Here is a 16,592-nt window from a genome sequence, read left to right as displayed (position 1 = left end):
CGGGAGGCCTGTGGCGGCGCCACCACGCGCCTCCCGTCCGCCACCCGGTCGCCCGGTTGCGTCGGTGGGCAGGAACGGTCGGGGCGCCACCGCCCACCCGACGGTTGCTGCTCCACCGCGCGAGGGAGGCGCCCGCGTGGAGCGCACCGGTAGGGTCGGCTCGTGGCCAGCAACGACGCATTCGACGACCGCTACGACCTGCGCGAGTTCGCGCCGACGACCGACGCCGAGGGGGCGCCGACGCCGGAGACCGAGGCGTGGATGCGCGCCGTCGGGTTCGGGTTCCACGAAGCCCACCCCAACGCCGAGGGTGCCGCGCGGATGGCGTCGCACTTCCTGGAGGACCAGGAGACGTTCCTCGGCGTGTACCTGCGCGACCCGTTCCCGGGCTCGGTCGACGAGACGTGGCCGGCCGGGACCTTCACGTGGTTCCGCAAGCGCCTGACGTGGGCCGAGGGCGCCGCGATCGACACGCAGGCGATCTCGGCCGTGACGGTCCGACCGACCGAGCGTCGGCGCGGGATCCTCCGCCGGATGATGACGCACGCGCTCGAGCGCGGCATCGCCGAGGGCTACGCCGTCGCGTCCCTCACCGCGTCCGAGGGCACCATCTACCGCCGCTTCGGCTTCGGCTGCGCGATCCGTGAGCGGGCGGTGACCGTCCGCCGCGAGCGGGCACTGCCGCTGCTCGCGCCGACCACCGGCACCGTCGCGGTCGTCACGCCGGAGTGGCTCGCCGAGGGCACCGGGCGCGCCGTGTTCGACCGGTTCGACGCACGCACCCCGGGCTCGATGGTCCGGAACGCCGGCACGTGGCCGATCGTGTTCGGGCTCCGCGACGGCGAGGGCCAGCCCGCGAAGGACGTCCGCGCCGCGGTGCACCGCCCCGACGACTCCGACGAGGTCGACGGCTACGTGACCTGGCGCGTGAAGGAGGGCAAGGGCGACACCGTCCTCGAGATCGTCGACCTGGTCTACGCGAACGATGCCGCGTACCTGTCGCTCTGGGAGTTCCTGCTCTCGATCGACCTGAACGACGTGGTGCAGTACAGCCGCTCGCGGCTCGACGACCCGATCGTCGCGGCCCTCGGCGACAACCGCGCCTACGACGTCGAGCACGAGGAGGACCACGTCTGGCTCCGGGTGCTCGACGTGCCGGCGGTGCTCAGCAGCCGGCCGTACGCGGTCGACGGTTCGGTGACGCTCGCCGTCTCCGACGCGATGGGGTTCGCGTCGGGCACCTACCGGCTCGACGTCACCGACGGGCAGGGCACGGTGACGCGCCTGTCCGACGGTGACGACGGCGAGGCCGACCTGCGGCTCGACGTGGCGGACCTCGGCGCGGTGCTCATCGGCTCGGTGTCCCCGGTCACCCTCGCCGCGGCCGGACTCGTCCGTGCGGCGGACCCGGCGGCGCCCGCGCTGCTCCGGGCGATGCTCACGCCGGCCCGAACGCCGCACGGGATCACGTACTTCTGATGCCGGACGGCGAGCTCACCACGTCGATCGGACGTGCGCGGCAGGCCGTGGCCGTGCTGGCCTCCCCGACGCTCCGCGCCGCGGTGGTCGGTGGCGGGACGCTCGACGACCGGACCGCGGCGTCCGTGGCGGCGTTCGACTGGCTGGGCGACGACGGACCGGACAGCGCCGTGCTCGGACGGACGACGAAGGACCTGCAGCGGTTGCAGGGCACAGCGGCGCTGCTCGAGTTCGGGCGGATCGAGCGCATGCCCGCGCCGGAGGACCAGCGGCACCCGCTGTCGGTGCGCATCGTCGGCATCGTCGGGGATCGCCTCGGTCGAGCGCGTCCGGTGTCGGAGCGCGAGCTCAACGCGGCGATCGCGATGTTCTGCGCCGACGTCGCGATCGTGCGACGCGACGCGGTCGACCTCGGTGTGCTCGAGCGGACCGACGACGGCGCGGCCTACCGCTTCACCCGCTGACGACCGGCGGGGCCCCTTCCGCAGAACGCACCGTCGGCGACTCCTCGCAGCGCTGTACCGCTGCGAGCGGTCGCCGACGTTGCGCGTCGCGGGCCCGAGCTGCCGGCCGAGCGGGCCTCGCCCTAGGCCCGGCGACGCACCCGTGGGTCGACGAACGCGTAGACGACGTCCACGATCACGTTCGCGGTGACGATGAGCAGCGCCGAGAACACCGTGAAGCCGACGACCACCTGCAGGTCGAGGGTGTGCACCGCATCGATGAGCAGCGCTCCGAGGCCCTGCATCGAGAAGACCTTCTCGGTGATGACCGCGCCGCCGAGCAGCGACCCGAGGTCGAGCCCGAACAGCGTCACCACGGGCAGGATCGCGGTCCGGAGTCCGTGCCGCACGACGACCTGCCGCTCCCGCAGGCCCTTCGCACGCGCGGTCAGGACGAAGTCCTGCGACATCGACTCGAGCATCTCGCCGCGGGTCAGGCGCGCGTAGATGGCCGCGCTGATGAAGGCGAGCACGCACCACGGCAGCACCAGGTGCGTCACCCACCCGACCGGGTCCTCGACGAACGGCACGTACCCGCTCGTGGGCAGCCAGCCGAGGGTGAACCCGAACAGCAGGATCGCGAGCAGCCCGATCAGGTACGCGGGCGAGGACACCCCGGCGACGGCGACCGTCATGACGGCGCGGTCGGCCAGCGTCCCCCGCTTGAGCGCGGACACCGTGCCGCCCGCCACACCGGCGACGAGCCACAGCACGGCCGCCCCGACGGCGATCGACGCGGTCACGGGCAGGCGCGACGCGATGAGGTTCGTGACGCTGTCGTGCAGCTGGAACGAGTACCCGAAGCACGGTGCCGCGCACGTGATCGTGGAGGCCCCGGAACCGAAGGTGCGACCGGCGAAGATGCCGGCGAGGTACGCCCCGAACTGCGCGAACCATGGCTTGTCGGTGCCGAGGAACGCCTGCACGTCAGCGAGCCGCTCGGGCGTGCACGGCTTGTCGCAGATCGCCCGGGCCGGGTTCGTGGGCAGCAGCATGAACAGCGCGTAGGTGATCGCCGCGACGACGAACAGCACGACGACGGCGCCGAGGATCCGGACGGCCAGGAAGCGGACGGTGCTCATCGGTCGCCCCCGCGCGGGTCGAGGGCGTCGCGCAGGGCGTCACCGAGCACGTTGAAGGCCAGGGTGATGAGGAACAGTGCGGCTCCGGGGAAGACGAGGTACATCGGATCGGTCTGCACCCAGCCGATCGCGTCGCCGATGCTGCGGCCCCACGACGGCGTCGGCGGGTTCACCCCGACGGCCAGGAAGGACAGCGCGGCCTCGGCGCCGATCATCGACGGGATCGAGATGGTCGCGTAGACGGTGATCGTCGCGGCGAGGTTCGGCAGGAGCTGCTTGCGGATGACGTGCCAGCGCCCCGCACCCATCGCGGTCGAGGCGACGACGTAGTTCCGGCTCACGAGCGAGAGCGTCTGCCCGCGCACGACACGGGCGACGGAGGGCCACCCGAAGAACCCGATCACGAGCACGACGAGCAGCGGCTTCGGGAACGACGTCGGCACGACCGCGGTGAGCGCGATCATGAAGACCAGGGACGGGAACCCGAAGATCACGTCGACCACGCGCGACAGCACCCGGTCGTACCAGCCGCCGAGGAACCCGGTGGTGACACCGACGAGCACCCCGATCACGATCGACATCGCGGTCGCGGCGAGCCCGATGCCGAGCGAGGTCCGTGCGCCGTAGGTCACGATGGCGAACAGGTCCCGCCCGGTCAGCGGCTCGACGCCGAACCAGTGCTCGCCGCTCACGCCGCCGGCAGCACCGCGGGGAGCCCCGAAGTCGTTCAGTGCGTCGACGTCGTAGCTGTACGGGTTCTGCCCGGTGGCGGCGGCGATGAGCGGTGCGGCGATCGCCACGACGACGAACACCGCGATGACGATCGCGGCGGCCACGGCCCAGCGGTCCTGACGGACCCGGCGCACCACGGCGCGGAACCCGGTGGTCCGACCGGCCGACGTGGAGACGGGCCGGTCGACGACGTTCGCGGTCACGAGACCACTCCTTCCCAGGCACGCCAGGCCTCGCGGCGGGCGGCCTGTCGCGCGGGATCGGCGACCGGGGCCGCCGCGAGCAGCATGCGCGTGTAGTCCTGCTGCGGGTGGTCGAGCACGGCGGAGGTCGCGCCGCGCTCGACGATGCGGCCGTCGTGCAGCACGACGACGTCGTCGGCGAGCTGGCGCACGACGGCCAGGTCGTGGCTGATGAGCAGCATGCCGAAGCCGAACTCGTCCTGCAGGTCCGCGAGCAGGTCGAGCACGGCGGCCTGCACGGTGACGTCGAGGGCGCTGGTCGGCTCGTCGGCGATCACCAGCGCCGGTCGGAGCGCCAGTGCCCGGGCGACGGCGACGCGCTGCCGCTGGCCGCCCGACAGCTGGTGCGGGAACCGTTCGGTCCACGACGGGTCGAGCTGCACCGCGGACAGGAGCTCGCGGGCGCGGTCGGCGCGCGAGGCCGGTGTGCCCTCGCCGTGCACGAGCAGCGGTTCGGCGATGCTCCAGCCGATGGTCTGTCGCGGGTTCAGCGACGACGCCGGGTCCTGGAAGACGATGCCCACGCGGCTGCGGAGCTCGCGCAGTCGCTTCCCGCGTGCGGTGCGCAGGTCGTTGCCGTCCACCTCGACCGAGCCGTCCACGACGGGGACGAGTCCGGCGAGCGCGCGGCCGATGGTCGACTTGCCGGACCCCGACTCCCCCACCAGGCCGAGCGTCCGACCGGCCGTGAGTTCGAGGTCGATCCCGTGCACCGTGGGGTCGCCGCGGCGTGCGTAGCGCACGGCGACGTCGCGCAGGCGCGCGACCGCGGGTGATGGCCGGGAGGCACGAGACCCAGCCCCGGACCCGGCCGCGGCCGACGGTGCGGACGCGGGGTGTGCCTCCAGGGCGGGGACCGCGGCGAGGAGCTCGCGCGTGTAGTCGGCCTCCGGGTGCGCGAAGACGTCGGCGACCGCTCCGTGCTCGACGGGGTCACCGCGGCGCATCACCAGCACCTCATCGGCGACGTCCGCGACCACACCCATGTCGTGGGTGATGAGCAGGACGGCGAGGTCGCGCTCGCGACCGAGCCGACGAAGCAGGTCGAGGATCCCGGCCTGGACCGTCACGTCGAGTGCGGTCGTCGGCTCGTCGGCGAACAACGCGACGGGGTCTCCCGCGAGCGCCATCGCGATCATCGTCCGCTGGAGCTGCCCGCCGGACAGCTCGTGCGGGTAGGCCTTCCGGATCCGGGCCGGGTCCGGCAGCCCGGCAGCCCGGAGCAGCTCGTCGACGCGGGCGGAGACGCCCGCCCGGTCCAGGTCGGTCGGGTGCGCCCGCACGGCCTCGGCGATCTGCGTGCCGATCGCCAGCACGGGGGTGAACGAGTTCATCGGTTCCTGGAACACGACCCCGATGCCCGCACCACGGACGGCGCGCAGCTCGTCCACGGAGGCGCCGATGAGCTCGGTCCCGCGGAACCGGGCGCTGCCCGACACACGGGCGGAGGGTGGCAGGAGTCCGAGCACGCTCATCGCGCTGACGGACTTGCCCGAACCGGACTCGCCGACGAGCGCGAGCACCCGGCCGGGCGTCAGGGTGAAGGAGACGTCACGGACGACGGGCTCCGCGTCGCCGAACGCGACGCGGAGCCCCTCGACCTCGAGCAGCGGTGCACTCACTGCGAGAGCGAGACCTTGAGGTAGTTCGGGTAGGCCGGGAAGTCCGCGATGCGGAAGTTCTCGACGTTCGACCCGGCCAGGAAGGACTGCTTCGCGTAGATCAGCGGGACCACGGGTGCGTCCTCCATGATCCGCCGGTCCGCCTGCGCCCACAGCTCCTGCGCCTCGGACTGGTCGACCGTGCCGGTCGCCTTCGCGATGAGGGCGTCGACCTCGGGGTTGCTGTACTTCGAGACGTTGTACCCGCCCCCACCGATCTCCGACGAGTCGTAGAGCGGCTGGATGTTGGCGTTCGCGCTCGGGAAGTCCGGCTGCCAGCTCGACAGCGAGAGGTCGAAGTCGGTGCCGTTCGTCGTCGCCTGGGTGAACGAGTCGTAGTCGAGCGGCTTGAGCGTGACCGTGATGCCGGCGCGCTTCAGGCCCGCCTGCAGGGCCTGCGCCTGGGACAGGTAGGTCGGGTCGTTCTGCGTCACCAGCGTGAGCTTCAGGTCCTCGGCACCGGCGTCCTGCAGCAGCGCCTTCGCCTTGTCGACGTCGCCCGTCGCGCCGGTCTCGTACAGGTCGTAGTCCTGGCGTCCGGCGATGCCCGGCGTCACGAGCGTCGATGCGTACTCGCCGGCGAGCGCGCCGCCGGCAGCGATGCGGAACGACTTGCGGTCGACGGCGTACTGCAGCGCCTGGCGGACCTTCAGGTCCTTGAGCGCCCCGCGCTGCGTGTTGATCGCCATGTAGGTGATCGGGCCGGCCTTGCTCGTCGCGAGGCGGTCCTGCGCAGCGGGGTTGGCGCGCACCTGGTTGAGCTCGGCGGCACCGAGGAACTGCGCACCGAAGGCGTTCTTCGCGTCACCGTTGTCGGCGATCAGGCTCTGCGTCGTGGTCGACGCGTCCTGGCTCTCCTTGAAGACGATCTTCGACGGACCGGCCGTGCGGATCGCGTCGGTCTTCGCGCTCCACTCCTTGTTCCGGACGAGCGTCACCTGCGAGCCCTGCGTGTTCGACTCGATCTGGTACGGGCCGCTCGACACGGGCTTCGCGTCGTACGCGCCGGTGTCCTTGCCCTCACCCTCGGGCACGGGCGCGAACGCCGGCATCGACGCGAGCCACGGCCAGTCGCCGTACGGGGCGTCGAGCGTGAAGACGATGGTCTTGTCGTCGGGGGTCTCGATGCTGTCGAGCGTCTTCCCCTCGAACGGGCCCTGGTAGTCGGAGCCGCCGACCAGCAGGGACTTGTGGTAGCTCAGGCCGCCGGTGAGGTTCGGCGCGAAGGACCGCTCGATCCCCCACTTGATGTCCTTCGTGGTGATCGGCGTGCCGTCCTGGAACTTCAGGCCGTCCTTGAGCGTGTAGGTCCAGGTCCTGCCGCCGTTGCTCGACTCACCCGTGGTGGTCGCCAGGTCGGGGACGACCTTCGCGGTCTTCCCGGGCTGGACGTCCCACGTGGTCAGGCGGCGGGCGACCAGGCCCATCGAGGTGATGCCGAGGCTCTGGCTCGTCGCCGGGTCCCAGTGCAGCGCGGTCTGCGCGGTGAGGATGTCGAGCGTGCCCCCCTTGCTCGTGCCGGTGGACGCGTCGTCCGACGCGCCGCCACCCGAGCAGCCGGTCAGCACGAGGGCTGCGGCGGCGGCGACGGCCGCGGTGATCGTCAAGCGCTTGGGGCGGTGCATGGTGTGCTGCTCCTCGTGGGGGGGGTGGGGGTGTCGAGCGCCGCCGACCGGAGGTCCGGTCTGCTGCGGCCAGCGTCGTCGTGGTGGACGGGGTGTCCGTCCCGGTTCGGGTGGCCGGGCGGTCCATGGTGGCACCGGTCGGTGCGCGGACCCGAACGCTCGCGTGGTCCGGACGACATGCAACGCAACATTGCACGACGCAACAGCACAACGCCTGCGGCTCGAGCGTATTCCCGCGGCGCGCAGGGCGTCCGGTCACGCCCGACGGACGGCGACGACGGACACCGGTCGGGAGGCGCGGCGCGGCCCCGTCAGGCCGTGACCGTCGTCCTCACGGCGCGGCCCCGTCAGGCCGCGACCGTCGTCCCCGCGGCTCGGCCGGCGATCGCTCCGACCCCGAGCGCCGAGCCGAGGAACACGACGGCGAGGATCGCCCAGCCGGCGGTCCCGAGGTCGACGGCGGTGAGGGTCACCACGGTGGGCGCGATCATCGCTGCGACCGCGTACCCGGTGCCGTACACGCCCTGGTACGCACCGATCCGGTCCGCCGGTGCGAGCTCGAAGCTCAGCGCCCACCCCGCCGCACTCGACGTGATCTCCGCGAGCGAGTGTGCGACGGCCGCGAGGACGAGCACGGCGGTCGCGGTCGCAGCCGCCGCCCAGTCGTCCCCGCGGACCCACCCGGCGGCGGCCCACAGGCCGCAGGCGACCGCCATGACCCACCCCGCGTGCCGCATCACCCGGCCCGCTCCCGCGACGGTGTCCGTCCCGCGGCTCAGCCGGACCTGCAGCAGGACGACGATCACGGTGTTCACGAGCAGCAGCGGCGAGACGAGCACGTCCGGGGTGACGGTGTGCTGCACGACCCAGATCGGCACCCCGACCTCGAACAGGCCGAACTGCATGCCGAACAGTCCCGTCAGTGCAGTGACGGCGAGGAACCGCACGTCGCGGTAGGGGCTCCGGCCGGCGGGTTCCCGACGCACGATCGTGCCGGTGTCCGTACGGTCCGCGGGAGCCGCGTCGACGCGCGCCGCCGACAGACCCGCGACGAGGACCGCCGACGCCAGGAACAGCGCGCCGGAGAGCACCATCGTCACGCGGTAGGCCTCGCCGGTGCCGATCGCGAGCGGGACCGCGGCGAGCGCCGTCCCCACGCCGATGCCGACGTTCGTGACCGTGCGCATGGTCGCCCGGACGCGGACCCGCTCGGTGCCCGGGAACGCCCGGCCGACCACGGCGCTGCGGACGGCGCTGCCGCCCTGCTGCGCGAGGGTCACGACGGACGCCGTCACGACGAGCGTCGGCAGGTCGTGCACGAGCACGTAGCTGATGAGCGCGAGCCCCTGCACCAGGTGCAGCCAGACGAGCATCCGTCGCGCGCTGAACCGGTCCGCGAGGTGCCCGAACACGAGCGACGCGGCGACGCCGACCGCGCCGGCGACCGTGAGGCCGAGACCGACCGCGACGGCCGGGAGCCCGACGATCGTGATGAGGTACAGCGAGGTGAGCGTGAAGAAGGCACCGCGCCCGAGGGTGTCCACCAACGTGACCGTGAGCAGACGTCGGAGCGTCGGGTCCTGTCGGACCAGGGTGCGGATGGGGACCGGTTGCGCCGTGGTGCTCACGGTCCTGTTCTCGCAGCAGCGCGGTGCGGACCAGAACGGATGTAGCGTCAGGCTTCATGATCCGCTACCGACTCGAGCCCTCCGACGTCTCGGCGGTGCGGTTCGGCATCTCGCCGCTGTCGGAGCTCGGCCTCGGGCTGCGCGCCTTCCGAGCACCCGAGCGGTACCCCTTGCAGCGGCCGTGGCTCGAGCGCATCGCCGGCGTGCTGCCCGTCCTCGACCGCCCTGTCCTCGCCGCCCTGGTCGACGAGCGCCGGTGGGTCGCGGACTTCGTCAACCCCCGTCCGGAGTCCCCGCTGGGGTCGTTCGACGACGAGCTCCGGGCCCTCGGTCGGATCTCCCCCTCCCGGCTCCGGACCGACCTCGAGCGGGTGCACGGCACCGTGCCGGACGTGTTCGTCGGGCGCCACGAGGACGTCGTCGACCGACTCGTCCGGGCGCTCGCCACGACGTGGGAGCTCTGCTTCGCACCGTACTGGCCGCGGATGCGCCGCGTGCTGCAGGCCGACGTGACGCACCGCGGCCGGATCGCCGCGCACGAGGGCGTCGGCGCGGTGCTCGGCGGGCTGTCCGAGTCGGTGCGCTTCGACGGCCGACACGTCGACGTCCGGTTGAGCAGCCCGATCGCGCGCGACCGCCCGGTGCAGGGTGCGGGGCTGACGCTCGTCCCGTCGGTGTTCGTCGTCCGCGCGTCGACGCCGATCGACGACGACATGCCCCCGACCGTCATGTACCCGGCGCGGGGGCAGGGCGCGATGTGGTCGACCGCGTCACACCCCGACGCCGGCGCCGTCCGCGACCTGCTCGGGGGCACGCGGGCCGCGCTCCTCGACGCGCTCGGCGAGCCTGCGTCGTCGACCGACCTCGCGATGCGGTTCGGCGTCTCGACCTCGGCCGTCAACCAGCACCTGCGGGTGATGGAACGGGGCGGGCTGCTCAACCGGACGCGGTACGGCCGCGCGGTGCTGTACTACCGCAGCACCGTCGGCGACGCGCTCGTCCGACGGGAGTGAGCGCGTCGCCGTCGGGCGTCACCGGTCGAACAGCCCACCGAGGAAGTCGTTGCCCAGGTTCGACGCCTGCTCCCCCAGACCGGACGCCTGCTCGCCGAGGCCGGACGCCTGCTCGCCCAGTCCGCCCAGGAACTGCTCGCCCTCGGCAGCGAAGCCCTCGACGCCGCCGCCCAGATCCGCGAGACCGAGGTCGCTCATGCCCGAGGCGATGCCCTCGAAGTCGACACCGAGGTCGGCCGCGCCGGCCAGCACGGGTGCCGCCGCTGCGCTCACCACCGCTCCTCCGGCGACCGCCACCGCGAGACCACCGAGCGCCACCGCACCGGCGCCGACGGCAGCACCGCCGGCGAAGGCGCCGCCCCTGCCGCTGCCCGGTCGTCCGGAGCCGCCGAGCACACGGCGGATGAGCCCGGGTCGGGACATCTCGCCGCGGGTCATCGCCCGTGCCATGCCGCCGGACGAGTCGTCCCGGAGGTGCTCGTGCGGCGGGAGCTCCGAGTTCAACCGGTCCCGCACCTGCTGCCGCTGCGCCGGGGTGAGCCGGGCGAAGGCGTCGTGGTGCACCTGCTCGATCTGGTCCGGGTTCGCCGTCCGCAGCAGGTAGTCGTACTTCGCCAGGGCGACCTTGTCGGCGTCGGCGTGCCCGCCGTGCGCCTGCGGCTGCCCCGGGTGCTGCTCGGGCCGACCGTACTGTTGCTGCGGCTGCCCGTACTGCTGCTGTCCCGGCTGCTGCTGCCCGTACTGCTGCTGTCCCGGCTGCTGCTGGCCCGGCCGCTGCTGTCGCGACCGGTCGTCGCCCGTCAGCTTGTCCGCGGCAGTCCGGACGATGTCACGCCAGTCGGTCCCGCCCCCGGTGCCGTGCGGGTTCTGCTGGTGGCCGGCTGCGGCGTTCCCCTGCGCGCGCTGCTTCTGCATCTGCTTGTCGATGACCTTCGAGGCCATGCCGAGGATCCGGTTCAGGTTCGCCATGCCCCAACCTTTGTGATCACACATGTGAGCACTCAGCGACGGAGCAGTGCGCCACCCCCCGATCAGGTCCGAGAGCGCTGGGAGCGCGACACCGGCCGCGGCACGCTCGCGTCGAACCACGATCCCGACATCGAACCAGCCGCAGTACCTGGTTCGGTGTCGGGAGCCTGGTTCGGAACCGCGCCCGGCACCCGGCACCCGGCAGGCGCGTCAGGACAGCAGGCGCGCCAGGAACGCGTTGCGGAACCGCCCGGACGGGTCGAGGTCCCGCGCGAGCGCCGCGAAGTCGTCGAGGCGCGGGTACGCCTCACGCAGGCGTTCGACGCTCGCGGCGGAGACCTTGCCCCAGTGCGGGCGGGGATCGAAGGGCGCGAGGACCTCCTCGATCCGCTCGACGGCGGCAGCCACGGCCTCGGCGTCCCGTCGGAAGGTGAAGTGCAGCCCGACCGACTGCCGTCCCGACGAGGGCGCCAGCCATGCCGTGTCGGCGGCGATCGTCCGGACCTCGGCCGCGATGAGCAGCGGCGCGAAGAGCGGCTCGAGCGGGCGCAGCGCATCGAGCGCGGCGACGGCGTGCTCTGCGGGGACCAGGTACTCCGCCTGGATCTCGGCACCGGTGGACGGCTCGAAGGTCGACCGGAAGTGCGGCAACCGCTCGGCCCACGGCCCGGGGACCCCGCCCTGCTCGGTGACGCTCGCGGCGTCGTTCTCCCCCGGGTGCACGGGCCCGTCCGCCCGACGGGCACCGAGCGCGACGAGGTCGACCGACGGTGCAGGTTCGTCGACGCGGTGCTTCGTCCAGACCTGTCGGGCACCGCGGTCGTCGAACGAGGTGAACAAGGACACCGAGTACGCGTCCGACACCACCCGGTCGACGTGCTCGAGGACGGCGTCCCACGGCAGGTCGAGGTGCACGGTCGTGGCCACCTGGAACGTCGGCTCGATCGCGAGCTCGACCGCGGTGACGACGCCGAGCGCACCGAGTGCCACCCGGTGCGCGTCGAGGGCGCCGTCCGGCGACGACGCGTCGACCCGGACGACGTCGCCGGAGGCCCGGACGACCTCGAGCCCGACCACCGCCTGCGCGAGCGACGGGTTGCGGACGCCGGAGCCGTGCGTGCCGGTGGCGACCGCGCCGGCGACCGAGATGTGCGGCAGGGAGGCGAGGTTCGCGAGGGCCCAGCCACGAGCCTCCAGGCCGGCCGCCACCTGTGCGTGCGTCATGCCGGCGGCGACCCGCACCACGCGCCGGTCGGCGTCGACCTCGAGCACCGGCGGGAGGCCGGCGAGCGTGACCTGGACGGCGTCGGTGTCGGCGATCTCGTTGAACGAGTGCGTCGAGCCGAGCGCCGTCAGGCGCGGTGTGGCCGCGACGAGCTGCTGGACCGCCGCGACCGAGGTGGGGCGGTCGAGCGCGGAGGCGCGGTAGGTGACGTTCCCCGCCCAGTTGGTGCGCGTCGTCGCGGCCACGGTCACGGTCCTAGAACCCGCGGTCGAGACGGTGCCACGCCTGCTGCAGGCGGAGCTCGTCGCGGAACCCGCGAGCCGTGGTGTGCTCGTCGATGACGAGGAACTCGGTGCCGACCATGGTCGCGAGGTCCTCGACGACCTGCAGGCCGACGGCCGTCGTCATGACGGTGTGGTGGGCGGCGCCGGCGGTGAGCCAGGCCTCCGCGGCGACCGGGAACGACGGACGCGGCTCCCAGACGGCACGACCGACCGGCAGGTTCGGCAGCGCCTCGGTCGGCGGGACGACGTCGACGACGTTCGCGGTGAGGCGGAAGCCGTCACGCGTGTCGGACAGGGCGACCACGACGGCCTCGCCGGCGTCCGCGGTGAAGACCAGGCGCACCGGGTCGTCCTTGCCGCCGATGCCGAGCGGGTGGATCTCGAGCGTCGGCGTCGCGGTGGCGAGCGTCGGCGAGACCTCGAGCATGTGCGCGCCGAGGATCTTCTCGGCACCCGGGGTGAGGTCGTACGTGTAGTCCTCCATGAGGGAGGCCCCACCGGGCAGGCCCGCACCGGCGACGTTCATCGCGCGGACGAGGACGGCGGTCTTCCAGTCGCCCTCGGCGCCGAAGCCGTAGCCGTCGGCCATGAGCCGCTGCACCGCGAGGCCGGGCAGCTGCTTGAGCGTGCCGAGGTCCTCGAAGTTCGTCGTGAACGCGGCGGAGCCGTTCCGCTCCAGGAGTGCACGGAGGCCGAGCTCGATCGCGGCGCCGTCGCGGAGCGCCTGGTGACGGTCACCGCCGTCGCGCCGCAGCGACGCGTCGACGTCGTAGTCGCGCTCGTAGACGGCGACGAGCTCGTCGACCGCTGCCGTGTCCGCCTCGGCCTCGGCCACCGCTGCGGCCAGCTCGTTCACGGCCCAGGTGTTCACCTGCACGCCGAGCTCGATCTCCGCCTCGGTCTTGTCGCCCTCGGTGACGGCGACGTAGCGCATGTTGTCGCCGAAGCGCGTCAGCTTCAGCTCGCGGACGGCCGCCGCACCGGCCGCGGCGCGCGTCCAGTCCTCCACCCGCGAGACCACGCGCGGGTCGGACACGTGCCCGACGGCGGTCGCGTGCCGGACGCCGAGGCGGGCCAGCGCGTAGCCGAACTCGCGGTCGCCGTGCGCGGCTTGGTTGAGGTTCATGAAGTCGAAGTCGATGTCGCCCCACGGCAGCGCGACGTTCGCCTGGGTGTGCAGGTGCAGCAGCGGCTTCGTGAGCGCCTGCAGGCCACCGATCCACATCTTGGCCGGGCTGAACGTGTGCATCCACGTCGTCACACCGATGACCTTGTCGTCGGCGCTCGCCTCGATGAGCGCGCGACGGATGCCGTCGGCGTCCTTGAGCACCGGCTTCCACACGAGCTTCACGGGCAGTGCACCCGCGAGCTCCGCGTGCACGGCCTTGCTCTGCTCCTCGACCTGGCGCAGGGTCTCCTCGCCGTACAGGCCCTGCGACCCGGTGAGGAACCAGACCTCGTAGCTGTCGAGGGTGGCCTGGGGGTTCACCTGCGTCATCGCATGGCTCCTTCGGGGTTCTGTCCGTAGACGTTCTGGTAGCGATCGAAGAGTCGATCGATGTCGTCGGGGGCGATCGGCACGAGCTCCCCGCCCTGCTTCGCGATGTGCACGGTGCGTGCGACGTCCTCGCACATCACCGCCGCCTTCACGGCGTCCTTCGCGTCCTTGCCGATCGTGAAGACGCCGTGGTTCTGCATGAGCACGGCACGGCTCCGGTGACCGGCGAGGGTGTCGACGATGGCGCGGCCGATGGAGTCGTCGCCGATGATCGCGAACGGGCCGACCGGGATCGGACCGCCGAACTCGTCCGCCATCGCGGTGATCACGCAGGGGATCTCCTCGGCGCGGGCGGCCCACGCCGTGGCGTACGTCGAGTGGGTGTGCACGACGCCGCCCACCTCGGGCATGTTCCGGTAGACGAAGGCGTGCGCGGCGGTGTCGGACGACGGACCGTGCGCGTTGCCCCACCCGTCGGCGGGCAGCCCGTCGAGGGTGCAGACCACCTGGTTCTCCGGGGTGAGGTCGTCGCTGGAGACCCCGCTCGGCTTGATGACGAACAGGTCGGTGCCCGGCACGCGCTCGGAGACGTTGCCGCCCGTCCAGATGACGAGGCCGTAGCGGACGAGCTCGCCGTGCAGGGACGCGACGCGCTCCCGCGCCGCGGCGACCGCCGCCCTCGTCTCGTCCGTGATCGGTCCGGTCATGCGGCTGACTCCTTCTCGGTCTGGAGGCGCGCCTCGACCACGTCGGTCGGCTCGCCCTGGTCGGTCGGTGCGGGCTGCCCCGTCGGTGCGGCCTGGTCCGTCGGTGCGGCCTGGTCCGTCGGTGCGGTCTGGTCGTTCGCCCCGCTGGTGCGGGTCGCCGCGGCGGCGACGTCCTGCACGGGGAGGGCCGTGCGGTAGCGGGCCAGGTAGTCCTGGAAGCCCGCGACGTCGCGGTCCTCGGGCTCGGCGACGTGGACCGCGTCGCCGCGGAACACCGTGTCGGCGAGGAAGTCCTCCAGTGGGCGGTCGGTGTGCTCCAGGTACGCCGCGAGCACCGCGATGCCCCAGGCGCCACCCTCGCCCGCGGTCTCCTCGAGGGCGACCGGCACGCGGAGCGCTGCGGCGAGCAGGCGCTGCGGGGCACCCGGCGTGCGGAAGAGGCCGCCGTGCGCGGTCATCCGGTCGACGGCGACCTCCTCACCGTGCAGGACGTCCATGCCGATCGCGAGGGTCGCGAAGGCACCGTGCACCTCGGAGCGGACGAGGTTGCCGAGCGTGAAGCGGGCACCGGGGGTGCGCAACAGCAGGGGTCGGCCGTCCTCGACGTGCGTGACCGGCTCGCCGGCCAGGTAGTTGAAGGAGAGCAGCCCGCCGGCGTCCGGGTCCGCGTCGGCGGCCTCGGCCAGCAGGGTGGCGTAGACGTCGTCGACGGGGACCGACGCGCTGCCGGTCCGCTCGCTCGTGGCCTCGGCGAACCGGCCGAAGACACGGGCCCAGGCGGCGATCTCGCTCGCACCGTTGTTGCAGTGCACCATCGCGACCGCGTCACCGGCCGGGGTCGTGACGACGTCGAGCTCCTCGTGCGGGGTCCGGAGCGCCCGCTCGAGCACGACCATCGCGAAGATGCTCGTGCCGACGCTGACGTTGCCGGTGCGCGGGGCGACGGCGTGCGTGGCCACCATGCCCGTGCCGGCGTCGCCCTCGGGCGGGCAGAACGGGACGCCGGGCTGCAGCGTGCCGGTGGGGTCGAGCCACGCGGCTCCCTCGGGGGTGAGCGCGCCCGCGTCCTCACCCGCGACGAGCACCTCGGGGAGCAGGGCGCGGAGGTCCGGGACGCGGTCGCCGAGCAGGTCCTGCGTGGCGGCGAGCATCGACGCGTCGTAGTCGCGGCGACCGGGCTCCCCCGGGGCGCTCTCGACCGGGCCGGACTCGATCGGGAACATGCCGCTCGCGTCGCCGACGCCGAGGACGTCGCGGCCCGTGAGCATGCGGTGCACGTACCCGGCGAGCGTCGTGACGCCGGCCAGCTGGGCGACGTGCGGCTCGTCGTCGAGCACGGCCTGGTACAGGTGCGCGACCGACCAGCGCTGCGGGACGTTGAAGTCGAGCGCGGCGCTCAGCTGCTCGGCGGCCGGGCCGGTCGAGGTGTTGCGCCAGGTGCGGAACGGGACGAGGAGCTCGCCGTCCTCGTCGAACGCCAGGTAGCCGTGCATCATCGCCGAGACGCCCGCCGCGCGGAAGGCCGTCGGGCGGACGCCGAACTGCCGCTCGACGTCGGCGACCAGGTCGGCGTAGGCCGCACGGACACCGGTCTCGACGGCGACCAGCGGGTAGGTCCACCGCCCGTCGACGTACTCGTTCTCCCACTCGTGGGAGCCGCTCGCGATCGGTCGGAGCTGCTCGTCGACGAGCACGGCCTTGATCCGGGTGGAGCCGAGCTCGATGCCGAGTGTCGTGCGGCCGTCCTCGACCTGCTGTCGGCGGTCGTCGCTCATGTGTCCTCCCGAGACCTCGTCGTCCTGCGTGAGCGCTCACATCCTGGCACGTGAGCGCTCACGCCTGCAACGCGTCGGCGCGCCGCGGGCGCCGGGCTCCCGCCCGCTCCCGCCCGCTCCCCCCGCTACTCCCCCCGCCGAGCGGGCACGATCCGTCACGCTCGACATC

At 72.9% G+C, this 16,592-nt stretch carries 13 protein-coding genes; 3 read left to right on the top strand and 10 right to left on the bottom strand.

Going from position 1 to position 16,592, the window contains the following annotated elements; translation table 11 throughout:
- Positions 1–162: 162 nt before the first annotated feature.
- Positions 163–1,479 (top strand): GNAT family N-acetyltransferase, encoded by a 1,317-nt coding sequence (locus J2X59_RS00490; protein WP_326495327.1) that lies wholly within the window; start codon positions 163–165, stop codon positions 1,477–1,479.
- Positions 1,479–1,943: a DUF2087 domain-containing protein gene (locus J2X59_RS00485; RefSeq protein ID WP_326495326.1), complete on the top strand. Its 465-nt coding sequence runs from the start codon at positions 1,479–1,481 to the stop codon at positions 1,941–1,943. The genes J2X59_RS00490 and J2X59_RS00485 overlap by 1 nt, the downstream gene beginning before the upstream one ends.
- A gap of 122 nt (positions 1,944–2,065) precedes the next feature.
- Here the strand turns inward: J2X59_RS00485 and J2X59_RS00480 are convergent, their stop codons facing one another.
- The 5 genes from J2X59_RS00480 to J2X59_RS00460 all read right to left on the bottom strand — a co-directional run bounded on the left by J2X59_RS00480 (position 2,066) and on the right by J2X59_RS00460 (position 8,952).
- Positions 2,066–3,064: an ABC transporter permease gene (locus J2X59_RS00480; RefSeq protein WP_326495325.1), complete on the bottom strand. Its 999-nt coding sequence runs from the start codon at positions 3,062–3,064 to the stop codon at positions 2,066–2,068.
- Positions 3,061–3,999, bottom strand: coding sequence for an ABC transporter permease (locus J2X59_RS00475; RefSeq protein ID WP_326495324.1), 939 nt, complete (start codon positions 3,997–3,999; stop codon positions 3,061–3,063). Before J2X59_RS00475 ends, J2X59_RS00480 begins: the two co-directional genes overlap by 4 nt.
- A complete protein-coding gene (locus J2X59_RS00470; RefSeq protein WP_326495323.1) occupies positions 3,996–5,660 on the bottom strand; it encodes an ABC transporter ATP-binding protein in 1,665 nt (554 codons plus the stop codon). Before J2X59_RS00470 ends, J2X59_RS00475 begins: the two co-directional genes overlap by 4 nt.
- Positions 5,657–7,324, bottom strand: a complete 1,668-nt coding sequence (locus J2X59_RS00465; protein WP_209685711.1) for an ABC transporter substrate-binding protein — start codon at positions 7,322–7,324, stop codon at positions 5,657–5,659. The genes J2X59_RS00470 and J2X59_RS00465 overlap by 4 nt, the downstream gene beginning before the upstream one ends.
- A gap of 347 nt (positions 7,325–7,671) precedes the next feature.
- Positions 7,672–8,952, bottom strand: coding sequence for an MFS transporter (locus tag J2X59_RS00460; protein WP_326495322.1), 1,281 nt, complete (start codon positions 8,950–8,952; stop codon positions 7,672–7,674).
- Positions 8,953–9,008: 56 nt separating this feature from the next.
- Between J2X59_RS00460 and J2X59_RS00455 the strand changes: the two genes are divergently transcribed.
- On the top strand, positions 9,009–9,965 hold the full coding sequence (locus tag J2X59_RS00455) for an ArsR/SmtB family transcription factor (protein WP_326495321.1): 957 nt from the start codon (positions 9,009–9,011) through the stop codon (positions 9,963–9,965).
- 18 nt (positions 9,966–9,983) lie between these two features.
- Here the strand turns inward: J2X59_RS00455 and J2X59_RS00450 are convergent, their stop codons facing one another.
- The 5 genes from J2X59_RS00450 to J2X59_RS00430 all read right to left on the bottom strand — a co-directional run bounded on the left by J2X59_RS00450 (position 9,984) and on the right by J2X59_RS00430 (position 16,423).
- Positions 9,984–10,934: a cation-transporting ATPase gene (locus J2X59_RS00450; RefSeq protein ID WP_326495320.1), complete on the bottom strand. Its 951-nt coding sequence runs from the start codon at positions 10,932–10,934 to the stop codon at positions 9,984–9,986.
- Between the two features lie 210 nt (positions 10,935–11,144).
- The gene (locus J2X59_RS00445) at positions 11,145–12,404 is read right to left on the bottom strand and encodes an FAD-binding protein (protein ID WP_326495319.1); all 1,260 of its coding nucleotides are present in this window, start codon (positions 12,402–12,404) and stop codon (positions 11,145–11,147) included.
- A gap of 10 nt (positions 12,405–12,414) precedes the next feature.
- Positions 12,415–13,941 carry an L-arabinose isomerase gene (gene araA, locus J2X59_RS00440; RefSeq protein ID WP_326495318.1) on the bottom strand — a complete coding sequence of 509 codons (1,527 nt, stop codon included), beginning with the start codon at positions 13,939–13,941 and terminating at the stop codon, positions 12,415–12,417.
- Complete coding sequence (locus tag J2X59_RS00435; protein ID WP_326495317.1) at positions 13,938–14,648, bottom strand: L-ribulose-5-phosphate 4-epimerase; 711 nt, start codon at positions 14,646–14,648, stop codon at positions 13,938–13,940. Before J2X59_RS00435 ends, araA begins: the two co-directional genes overlap by 4 nt.
- Positions 14,645–16,423, bottom strand: coding sequence for a xylulokinase (locus tag J2X59_RS00430; RefSeq protein WP_326495316.1), 1,779 nt, complete (start codon positions 16,421–16,423; stop codon positions 14,645–14,647). The genes J2X59_RS00435 and J2X59_RS00430 overlap by 4 nt, the downstream gene beginning before the upstream one ends.
- Positions 16,424–16,592 lie beyond the last annotated feature (169 nt).

It is taken from the genome of Curtobacterium sp. 260, assembly GCF_030803485.1.
In the GTDB taxonomy this organism is placed as follows: Bacteria; Actinomycetota; Actinomycetes; order Actinomycetales; family Microbacteriaceae; genus Curtobacterium.
Note: the sequence above shows the minus strand (reverse complement) of the source record. Positions and strands in the feature narration are given on the sequence as shown.

What these genes read in the sequence shown, in the direction of transcription:
- J2X59_RS00485 (WP_326495326.1), top strand. Translation starts at nt 1,479, where the DNA reads ATGCCGGACGGCGAGCTCACCACGTCGATCGGACGTGCGCGGCAGGCC.
- J2X59_RS00480 (WP_326495325.1), bottom strand. Translation starts at nt 3,064, where the DNA reads ATGAGCACCGTCCGCTTCCTGGCCGTCCGGATCCTCGGCGCCGTCGTC.
- J2X59_RS00465 (WP_209685711.1), bottom strand. Translation starts at nt 7,324, where the DNA reads ATGCACCGCCCCAAGCGCTTGACGATCACCGCGGCCGTCGCCGCCGCC.
- J2X59_RS00455 (WP_326495321.1), top strand. Translation starts at nt 9,009, where the DNA reads ATGATCCGCTACCGACTCGAGCCCTCCGACGTCTCGGCGGTGCGGTTC.
- J2X59_RS00450 (WP_326495320.1), bottom strand. Translation starts at nt 10,934, where the DNA reads ATGGCGAACCTGAACCGGATCCTCGGCATGGCCTCGAAGGTCATCGAC.
- araA (WP_326495318.1), bottom strand. Translation starts at nt 13,941, where the DNA reads ATGACGCAGGTGAACCCCCAGGCCACCCTCGACAGCTACGAGGTCTGG.
- J2X59_RS00435 (WP_326495317.1), bottom strand. Translation starts at nt 14,648, where the DNA reads ATGACCGGACCGATCACGGACGAGACGAGGGCGGCGGTCGCCGCGGCG.
- J2X59_RS00430 (WP_326495316.1), bottom strand. Translation starts at nt 16,423, where the DNA reads ATGAGCGACGACCGCCGACAGCAGGTCGAGGACGGCCGCACGACACTC.